This is a genomic window from Fodinibius sp. (assembly GCF_041642155.1).
In the GTDB taxonomy this organism is placed as follows: domain Bacteria; phylum Bacteroidota; class Rhodothermia; order Balneolales; family Balneolaceae; genus Fodinibius.
In genome coordinates, this window is the sequence record NZ_JBEPWZ010000112.1 from 1 (window position 1) to 8,976 (window position 8,976).

7 protein-coding genes and 1 pseudogene are annotated in these 8,976 nt (G+C 51.0%); 3 read left to right on the forward strand and 5 right to left on the reverse strand.

From position 1 onward, the window contains the following. Positions 1 to 320: pseudogene (locus ACESLU_RS08145) on the forward strand (hypothetical protein); the annotation flags it as partial. A gap of 141 nt (positions 321 to 461) precedes the next feature. Here ACESLU_RS08145 and ACESLU_RS08150 read toward each other — a convergent pair. Next, positions 462 to 1,169, reverse strand: coding sequence for a ribonuclease H-like domain-containing protein (locus tag ACESLU_RS08150; protein ID WP_372637686.1), 708 nt, complete (start codon positions 1,167 to 1,169; stop codon positions 462 to 464). A 406-nt stretch (positions 1,170 to 1,575) separates the two neighbouring features. Here ACESLU_RS08150 and ACESLU_RS08155 point away from each other — a divergent pair, with 406 nt between their 5' ends. Continuing rightward, positions 1,576 to 3,705, forward strand: coding sequence for an elongation factor G (locus ACESLU_RS08155; protein ID WP_372637688.1), 2,130 nt, complete (start codon positions 1,576 to 1,578; stop codon positions 3,703 to 3,705). Between the two features lie 68 nt (positions 3,706 to 3,773). Here the strand turns inward: ACESLU_RS08155 and ACESLU_RS08160 are convergent, their stop codons facing one another. Genes ACESLU_RS08160 through ACESLU_RS08175 form a run of 4 tightly spaced genes read right to left on the reverse strand, consistent with a single transcriptional unit; the run spans position 3,774 to position 8,248 of the window. Further along, a complete protein-coding gene (locus ACESLU_RS08160; protein WP_372637691.1) occupies positions 3,774 to 5,381 on the reverse strand; it encodes an OstA-like protein in 1,608 nt (535 codons plus the stop codon). A 1-nt stretch (position 5,382) separates the two neighbouring features. Next, on the reverse strand, positions 5,383 to 5,949 hold the full coding sequence (gene lptC / locus ACESLU_RS08165; RefSeq protein ID WP_372637694.1) for an LPS export ABC transporter periplasmic protein LptC: 567 nt from the start codon (positions 5,947 to 5,949) through the stop codon (positions 5,383 to 5,385). Continuing rightward, a complete protein-coding gene (gene upp, locus ACESLU_RS08170; protein ID WP_372637697.1) occupies positions 5,936 to 6,571 on the reverse strand; it encodes a uracil phosphoribosyltransferase in 636 nt (211 codons plus the stop codon). The genes lptC and upp overlap by 14 nt, the downstream gene beginning before the upstream one ends. Before the next feature lie 12 nt (positions 6,572 to 6,583). Next, positions 6,584 to 8,248: an alanine/glycine:cation symporter family protein gene (locus ACESLU_RS08175; protein WP_372637700.1), complete on the reverse strand. Its 1,665-nt coding sequence runs from the start codon at positions 8,246 to 8,248 to the stop codon at positions 6,584 to 6,586. A gap of 217 nt (positions 8,249 to 8,465) precedes the next feature. On the opposite strand from ACESLU_RS08175, the gene ACESLU_RS08180 reads away from it, so the two are divergent. Further along, a complete protein-coding gene (locus ACESLU_RS08180; protein ID WP_372637702.1) occupies positions 8,466 to 8,762 on the forward strand; it encodes an HU family DNA-binding protein in 297 nt (98 codons plus the stop codon). Positions 8,763 to 8,976: the final 214 nt, after the last annotated feature.

The window sequence follows — 8,976 nt, forward strand, 5'->3', positions numbered from 1 at the left end:
TTATTCCCAACTATACCGATGAGGGATACCTGTTTGTGCCCGATAATGAAGCATCCAAACTGCTTCTTTTTCAGTATGAGGTGTCCGTCTTTGAAAGTTCAACCGATCAGTATCGTTCTCTCAAGACTGCCTTCCTGAAAGCGATTAATAAAGGGAGGGCCCGTTTATCGCCCAATGCGATCAAGCTGGATCTGATCAGCGAAAACAGGGAGCTGCCGAATCCGGCTACCTATGCATTTGACACGGACCTTCAGTTTCCATTTCGGGAAACCATTTTCCCTGTCACCAAGCGCAAGCTGATGCGTCAGCTGTATGATTAATCGTGGGTTGTGAAAGATGAAATAAGCGAGAAGCTGCAGAATTGAGGATAAGACTTGGGTAGAGGTTCAGGTTTGGGCATACTGCGGATTTTGTGATAAGTAGTACTCAATAACCAGTAACAAAAAACGAATAACCAATAATTAATTCCCCTGGATCTCGTTGAGCTTCCCCATGGCGCGATCGTTTAGATTGTCAAACAACTCCCTGTCGATATCGCCGACGGTGTATTTCAGGTGCAGCCATACCACATAGGTCGCCATTACGTCTTCGTAGCAGTAGTGTTCAATCTCCGGGAGTTCATCCCGGCGAAACATAGCCAGCACCTCGTTGCCTTCGCCGGTCTGTTTAAACGGTATGCCGATGAGGTACCCCAGGTGCTTCAGCTTGGGCCACGAGCTGGCGCCGTAATTACTGAATTCATCCAGCAGATCTATGTTATCGTTGCTGTACCGGTATTTAATGTCGTAATGATTGAGGCGGAGCGGCATTTGCATATTATGCTTCATGGCGCGGTAGGTCAGCAGCGGCAGGTCAAAACCCCGCCCGTTGTGATGGATGAGTCCGAAATCCTTATAGGTACTGAGTGCGTCAAACAGGCTTTTCAGTCCCTCTTGCTCGTCCGTGCCGTGCCAGGAAACTTTCTGTTTAGGCATCCCGTTATTTTCGATCCAGAGTCCCACCCACGAGATGACCCGGTGATACATCGGAGGCAGAAAGCCGGATTTGTTATGTGCCAGCTCTTCGCTTGCCTGCAGCAACAGATCATCGTCATTCTCTTCGGGATGGTCAATAACCTGTCGTACAAATTCAAAATCGGGTACCGTTTCTACGTCGAAAATAAAAAACATAATTATTCTGTTAATTCACCTGCCAGATTCTGCTTGAATTTCCTGCTCACCGTGTTACTGCCGATAAGAGCTCCTAAAAGATACATTAATTTTGTGAGCGTTGCTTCGGTGGTCATATCAGCTGCGCCAAGGATGCCCAGCTCCAGGGTTTTGCGTCCGCTTTCGTGGTTTCAATAAGTTATAGGACAACTATTAATTCCATAGTATTCACGAATATTATTGATTAAAACAAGGTATTGAGTTCAAATAATTTTTTGTATTACTTACTAATACAATTCAACTTACCGGGAAATGCGATGATGTTCACCTTATTAATAGTACCATGTCGGGCCTGTTACAGGTATTCTCGAGAGATCACTGTTCCGGTATATTTATTATTCCCATCCATCAAAAAAAGAGGTTATGTATGAGAGTCTATCCATCATCCAGAATTAGAAATGTCGTCTTGCTGGGACACGCGGGATCAGGGAAAACGACGCTTTCCGAGACGATGCTGTTTGAATCGGGGAGCAAGAGCCGAAGGGGCTCCGTTGAACAGAAATCGACCTCATCTGATTACCACGAAATTGAACATGAAAAGGGTAAGTCCGTATTTGGTACGCTGTTGAACCTGGACTGGCGCGGCAATAAAATAAATTTGATTGACACGCCGGGCACCTCAGACTATATCGGGGAAGTTGTGGGGGCCCTGCGGGTGGCGGACACCGCCATTTTTTCGCTTAATGCAGAGTACGGAATTGAGACAGGGACCGAACTGCACTGGAAATACACCGAGCAGTATAACATCCCCTCGTTGTTGATTGTCAATAAGCCCGACAGCAGCCAGTCCGACTTTCAGAAGACGGTGGACAGGGCCAAAGAGCGTTTTGGCCGCGGCGTTGTGGTGGTGCAGTATCCCTACAGCGAGGGGGAAGACTTCCATGCCATCATTGACGTGCTTAAAATGACGATGTACGAATTTCCGGAGGACGGGGGCAAGCCGGCCAAGCTTCCGATACCCGATGCCCACCAGGCCCAGGCGGAGCTGCTGCACAATGAGCTGGTAGAGTCGGTGGCCGAAAATGATGAAACGCTGCTGGATGTTTATTTTGAGCAGGGAATGCTGACGGAGAGTCAGATGCGCGAGGGATTGCAACAGACCCTGATTAACAGGGATATCTTCCCGCTCTTCTGCTGCTCGGCCAAACGCAATATGGGGACAGGCCGCGTGATGGGGTTCCTTGGAAATGTGGCCCCGAATCCGCTGGAAGCCAACCCGCCGAAGACGTCGGGAGGTGAAGATATCCCGTTGAACCCGGAAGGCGATCCGCTGATGTTTATCTTTAAGAACAGCTCGGAGTCGCACATGGGCGATATGCTTTATTTTAAGATGTATGGAGGTACGGCGCAGCCGGGGCTTGATCTGGTCAACGGTACCACCGGAAGTACGGTTCGCCTGTCGAGCCTGTATTTGATGAACGGGGGGGAGCGCCAGGAAGTCGACGAGGTAAACACCGGCGATATCGGGTCGGCCGTCAAACTAAAGAACACCAATGTAAACGACCTCCTGCATACAAAGGACACGGTGGTGGATATCGAGCCCATACATTTTCCGGAGCCGGTTATTCGTACAGCTATCGAGCTTAGGCGGGAGGGAGAGGAGGATAAGCTGGGCACGGCGCTGCACCAGCTCCAGCGCGAAGACCCCTCGTTGCAGGTGGAGCACAGCCAGGAATTGAAACAGGTGATTATTCACGGGCAGGGCGAGGAGCACCTGGCGGTCATTAAATATGCCCTGGAACACCGGTTTCAGCTCGATTTTGAGTTTGTGGAGCCGCGCATCCCCTATCGGGAGACCATCACGAAGGAGGTCCGCACCCATTACAAGCATAAAAAACAGTCGGGCGGGGCGGGACAGTTTGCCAAGATATCGATGCTGATGGAGCCGCTGCGCGATCATATGACCGAGCACAGCGAGCTGAAGGTGCGCGATGTCCAGGAAATTGATCTTGATTGGGGCGGAAAACTTGTTTTCAGAAACTGTATAGTGGGAGGGGTCATTGACAACCGGTTTATGCCTGCCATCCTTAAAGGTATCATGGAGAAAATGGAAAATGGTCCGCTTTGTGACTGCCGGGTGCGGGATATCCGGATCTCGGTATACGACGGGGCCATGCATTCGGTGGACTCCAATGACGCGGCCTTTCGTACGGCGGCCCTCATGGCTTTCCGGGAGGGGTTCCTGAAAGCGGCTCCCAGATTGTTGGAACCTGTCTACGCGATTGAAGTGACGGTGCCCGCTGATTATATGGGGGATGTGATGAGCGATATCAGTACGCGGCGGGGACAGATTATGGGGATGGATGCGGAGGGTTCCATCCAAAAAATTGAAGCGCAGGTGCCGCTGGGGGAACTGGGCCATTTTGCCACGCGGTTGAAATCCCTGACCCAGGGCAGCGCAGGCTTCAGGAGAACGTTCTCTCATTATGCCCAAGTGCCCCGGGAAATCCAGCAGGAGGTTGTGAAACAGACCCGGGGGCGGCAGGAAGTGGGATGAAGCGGAGTGTTTCGTAAGTTCTGGCCGGAGGACTTTAATCCTATAAAATCTATCTGCCAGCTATTTCCTTAGCTAACGGTTGCGGTTGTATCGTTCTCTTCATCGGCTGGGAGCGGTTTCTCTCTGTCGGGAGGCTTTTTCTCTATACTTTCTTTCGGTATTCTCGGGCTGTCTGGACGGCTTTCCAGGAGATGTTCAAGGTATCGTTCCGGCAGCTCGAAAAACAGGTCATCCCCGATGGGAGGGAATCGACGATTCATGGGTTCCTTCGGCTTCTGGGGACGCTCTTCAGGCGTCCAGCTATAGCCTTCCAGCTGGCGCTCGGCCGTCTTTTCATTTTCGGGAAAACGCGAGCCCTCATTGGATCCGAGCGCAATCATGGAATCGACTTCCCCTTCCAAAAAGGTGATGCGTATGGAGGGAGCCGAAAGTTCGATCGCTCCGTCGGATTCCTGCTGCTGGTTCTTGATATACCGCAGCAGCCGGGCATTCCGGAATACATGAATCTGGCGAAGCGCGCCCGTATCCTCCGAGAAATTTGCATGCAGGGTATCGCCGGTAATTTGATTCAGCCGGTCAATGGACGTATCCTGCTGTACCGAAAAGGGGTTGGGGTATGATTTCAGGCTGTCGATATTACCGTCTTTGAGAATCGCTTTGATATAAGGTCCGGTAAGCTGCACGTTATCGTGCCAGGCCCTGGCATTGGACCAGAGCTCAAAAGTTTGGGTGGTATCGGTGTACCGGGAGGTATCGGCGGTGGCCGAAAAGTCGGGAGACCAGATGCGCACGTTCCCGTAACCGTGGGTGATGGTCGTGGTGTCGGCTGCACTCCGCTGCTCACGGGACAGGATCGTTTGGGCCCGGATATGGGTCGTATCAGCTTTGGTGGAATCCAAGCGAGTGGTGTCTGATCGAGTCGTGTCGCTCGTATCCGCTTCAAAATTTTTGAGCCACGCATCTTCCCTGAGCAGCCGCCGCCCGGTGGAGTCTGTCTCCAGGTATTCTCCCTTGATCATGGAGTTGTTTTCACGATCGTAGCCGTAGACCTGGCTGTGCATCTCGTAGTATTGTTTGCGCCGGTTGCCGAACAGGGAGTCGGCTTCAAGGTACTGCAGGGAATCGGCAATCTGCACCTTTCCCTTGAACTCCACACTGTCGACGGCCCGGTAATAATACCCCGAATCGGCCTTAAGCGTGCCGCGAAGATCCTCCAGTCGGATTTGATCGATAAAATGGGCGACCTTGTCAGAAAAACGATAGTCGACACTATGGCCAAAAAGAGTAGAGCTGTCGGTCTCGATGATTACGCGTCCCCTGAGTTTGCTGAAATCGACATCGGTATAATAGGTCAGCGAGTCGGTCCATATGATTTCTTCCCCCGTATCAATCTCGATATTGCCAAAGGCGCGAATTTCATTTTTATCGATAAATTGATAGGCGCTGTCGCAGTACATTTCAAGGTCGCCGTGCCGAAGATGGACATCATCCAGGATACGGCGGACCTGCTCACCCTCGTGGGTGCCGCCGACAATCCGGGAGGCATTCAGAATATCGACCTGTCTCTCCTGGGCCCGGGCGTCGGTAAAGAGGAAAGCTGCGCCGACTACTCCGAAAAGGAAAAGCAGGGGTTTCGGTACCTTACGGGCTATGGTGTTGAGGGATGGAAATATCATATTATTCAACAATGAATTGCCCCGATGGTTTTTCGATGGTATAATCATCGCTCAGGTCCGTCGTGCCCTCAAATCCCGTACCGGAGATACTGTCGGTGGGCGTGGTAATGATGACAAATTTGGGAGTGGTAATGCGGTTGGTGTTTTGGGTCCACTTCAGGTATTCTGATTCCAGGTGGCGGTTATCTTCCGTGGTCACCTGTACATCTCCATAGAGTTCAAAGATGGCCTCGTCGGCGTTGTAGACGGCGCGTTCACAACGGGCCCGTGTGGTTACAGCGCCGGTAGAATCGTATAGCTGAATATCAACCGGCCCCTTGATATGAGTGGCATTGCTGTCTTGAGCGGTATAGGTGGCCGCATATGAGCCGGTCAGCCGCATTTTTTTAAATCCTTCTTCTATAATCTCCATTTCGACATCCCAGCTTTCCGTGGTCGAGGTGAGAGAGTCTTTGAGGGCTTCATCCACCTGGGCGGACTGTTCCCGGGAAAGCTCGCCGCAGGAAGCCAGCATTCCCGTCAGCAGAAAGCTGAAAAGCAGTACATAAAGCGTTTTATGTGGTTCCAAAATAGCGGTCACCTGCATCACCTAATCCGGGTACGATAAAAGCATCGTCGTTGAGTTTCTCGTCAATGGCAGCGGTAATCGTGTGAACATCGGGGTGGTTCTCATCCAGTGTATGTAATCCTTCCGGGGCTGAGATTAACGATATAAAACGCAAATGTTGTGCGCCCTCTTTTTTGAGGTAGCTGAGGGCGTCATCAGCGCTGCCCCCGGTGGCCAGCATCGGGTCTACAACCAACACCATCGCCTGTTCAATACCTTCTGGGATGTTGGAATAGTAGTCCACCGGCTGATGGGTCTGCTCATCGCGATACATACCCAGGTGTCCCACTTTGGCGTTGGGAATAAACTGGAGGAGCGCATCCGAGAGGCCCAGTCCGGCCCGCAGTATCGGCACGACAATAATATCCTGGTCAATATCGTAGCCGGTGGTTTCCCGGATGGGTGTTTCTATGGGAAAGGTGATGAGTGGCAGTTCCTTGAGGGCATGGTAGGCCAGAATGACGGCAATGCGCTTGAGGGCCACGCGAAAATCATCGGTCTGCGTATTGATATCCCGCAGGATTGTAATATCCCGGGCAATAACGGGATGTTCGATCAAGGTGACGCGCTCGAAATTATTCATGAATAATCCAGGTTATGAGTCGGGTGTTCTGTGTTCTCTGCTGAAATAATCCTGGGTAATCTGGTAGATTTTTCCGGAGAGGGCGAAAAGCGCTATGATATTGAAAAAGGCCATCAGACCGAGCATGACGTCGCCGAAAGCCCAGATGGTGGCAAGGGTGACCACGGCACCGAAAAAGTGCATGGCCACAAAAGCCAGCCGGTACCAGAAGATCGAATCAAACCCGAACAGATACTGTGCCGCCCGGTCGCCGTAATAGCTCCAGCTGATGGACGTAGAAATGGCAAACAGGAGCACCGCAAAAGTGACGATATACCCTCCGCCGGGAAATAATGGCTGAAGGCCGATTTCAAAGGCCCGGATGGTCAGGGGCGCTCCATTTTCCACAATGCCGCCGTAGAGGGCAGAAAGTTGCGCGCCATCTTTGGTATAAACCCCCCCGACGCTGTAACCTTCTTGTGTTTCGGTCAGTTCGATGCGCCCGGTAAAAGGAGTGCTGTAAGAACCATCGGCATACATGGTATCCACCGGGATGTTGTAGTGTTCCATCGTGCCGTTTTCAGGCACTCCTTCACTAAAATAAAGAGCATCGCCCTCGGTGTTTACGGAGCCTTCGGACAGCGAGTAGGTAAACGAACCAGAGGAGGGATTCACCGCTGTTTTGTGCTGCATGTCCCAGGCGCCGGTCGAGACAATAACCAGGCCGGTCATGGTACAGATAACAAGGGTATCGATAAACGGCTCCAACAGGGCCACAACGCCTTCGCGCACGGGCTCGTCCGTTTTGGCAGCCGAGTGGGCGATGGGCGCCGAACCTTGTCCCGCTTCATTGGAAAAGATACCGCGCTGAACGCCGTAGCTGAGGGTGAAAATAAGGGCGCCGGAACCCACGCCCAGCGCGCCGGCCTGGGGATTAAAGGCATAGCCGATAATCATTTGAAAAGAGGGGATAATGTCGTCGTAGTTGAGAAACAGGATCATCAGGGCGCCGATCACGTAAAGGATACCCATGAAAGGCACCAGCCGCGCGGTCACCCGGCCGATGCGTTTGATACCGCCCAAAATGACGGCAGCTACCAGGCTGGCGGTAATCAGCCCCGTGATCCACACGGGAATCTGGAAATCACTGTGCATCACGTCGGCAACCGTATTTGCCTGTACCGCGTTACCGGTCAGAAAGGCACAGATAGCTGCAGAAATGGCGAACGCCACCGCCAGCCATTTCCAGTTGGCCCCCAATCCCCGCTCAATATAGTACATCGGTCCCCCCGAAACGGTGCCGTCGGGATTCGTATCCCGGTATTCCTGTGCCAGCGTCACTTCGGTATATTTGATGGCCATCCCGAACACAGCTGTTACCCACATCCAAAATAAGGCCCCGGGCCCGCCATAATGAATAGCCAGCGCCACGCCTGCTATGTTGCCAATTCCGACCGTAGCGGAAAGGGCGGTCGTCAGCGCCTGAAAGTGGTTGATGTCGCCTTCGTCCTCGGGATCGTCATAAAAGCCCGTTACAACTTTCAGTCCATGCCTGAACCCTTTTATTTGGATGAACCCGAGACGAAAGGTGATGTAGATGCCGAACGAAAGCAGAAGGCCGACCATCACTGGAAAAGCTTCCGGCGTATTCCAGATTAGGTTTTCCAGAAAATCAATGATACGTTCAAATGCTTGCATACGCTATCGAGCTTAAATGAATTTAAAGAAAGAACCAGGAGGAATGTAAAAAAAGATTTTCGAATTTTTCAGTTTTAATTAAGATGTTAACTATGAGTATCCATAAAAAAACGTTAAAATAAAGTAATTTAAAATAGTATAGCTTATAACCGGAAGTATATTCATTGTTCTGAATCTCTGAATTGTTAATCTATACTGGACTCAAAGGTGGTATATTATGACTAAAGCAGATATTGTTGACGTTATTGCCTCATCAACGGGACTAACAAAAGTGGAAACGGAAGCAGTGGTTAATGGTTTTATGGAGACGGTCATCGATGCTATGAAGCGTGGAGAGCATATTGAGCTGCGTGGATTCGGAACGTTTAAGGTCGTAAAGAGAGCTCAGCGCGTGGCCCGGAATCCCAAGACCAATGAGGAAGTTATCGTGCCGGAACAGTATGTTCCGGTACTTAAGATGTCGAAGGATTTTAAAAACCAGGTGAATGAGTCGATCATGGAAGAGGAGGATTAACGAGCTTCCTGGCTCCCTGTTCATTCATAGCATGTATTTAGTACTGCTGATCAACCGCTGATGCTCAATATATAATCTATCATAATCTATCAATGTGTGCTCAGCCGCGACCGGTTTGACCTATGCCTGGTATGCAATCGGCGAGGAGACCATCGACTATATTATATATATTTATATATATATTGGAAAATCAAGCTGCCACCTGACTTTCCAG

Bases quoted from the DNA above. Each gene is read 5' to 3' on its own strand.
- ACESLU_RS08155 (WP_372637688.1), top strand. From the start codon at position 1,576: ATGAGAGTCTATCCATCATCCAGAATTAGAAATGTCGTCTTGCTGGGA.
- ACESLU_RS08160 (WP_372637691.1), bottom strand. From the start codon at position 5,381: ATGATATTTCCATCCCTCAACACCATAGCCCGTAAGGTACCGAAACCC.
- ACESLU_RS08175 (WP_372637700.1), bottom strand. From the start codon at position 8,248: ATGCAAGCATTTGAACGTATCATTGATTTTCTGGAAAACCTAATCTGG.
- upp (WP_372637697.1), bottom strand. From the start codon at position 6,571: ATGAATAATTTCGAGCGCGTCACCTTGATCGAACATCCCGTTATTGCC.
- ACESLU_RS08150 (WP_372637686.1), bottom strand. From the start codon at position 1,169: ATGTTTTTTATTTTCGACGTAGAAACGGTACCCGATTTTGAATTTGTA.
- ACESLU_RS08180 (WP_372637702.1), top strand. From the start codon at position 8,466: ATGACTAAAGCAGATATTGTTGACGTTATTGCCTCATCAACGGGACTA.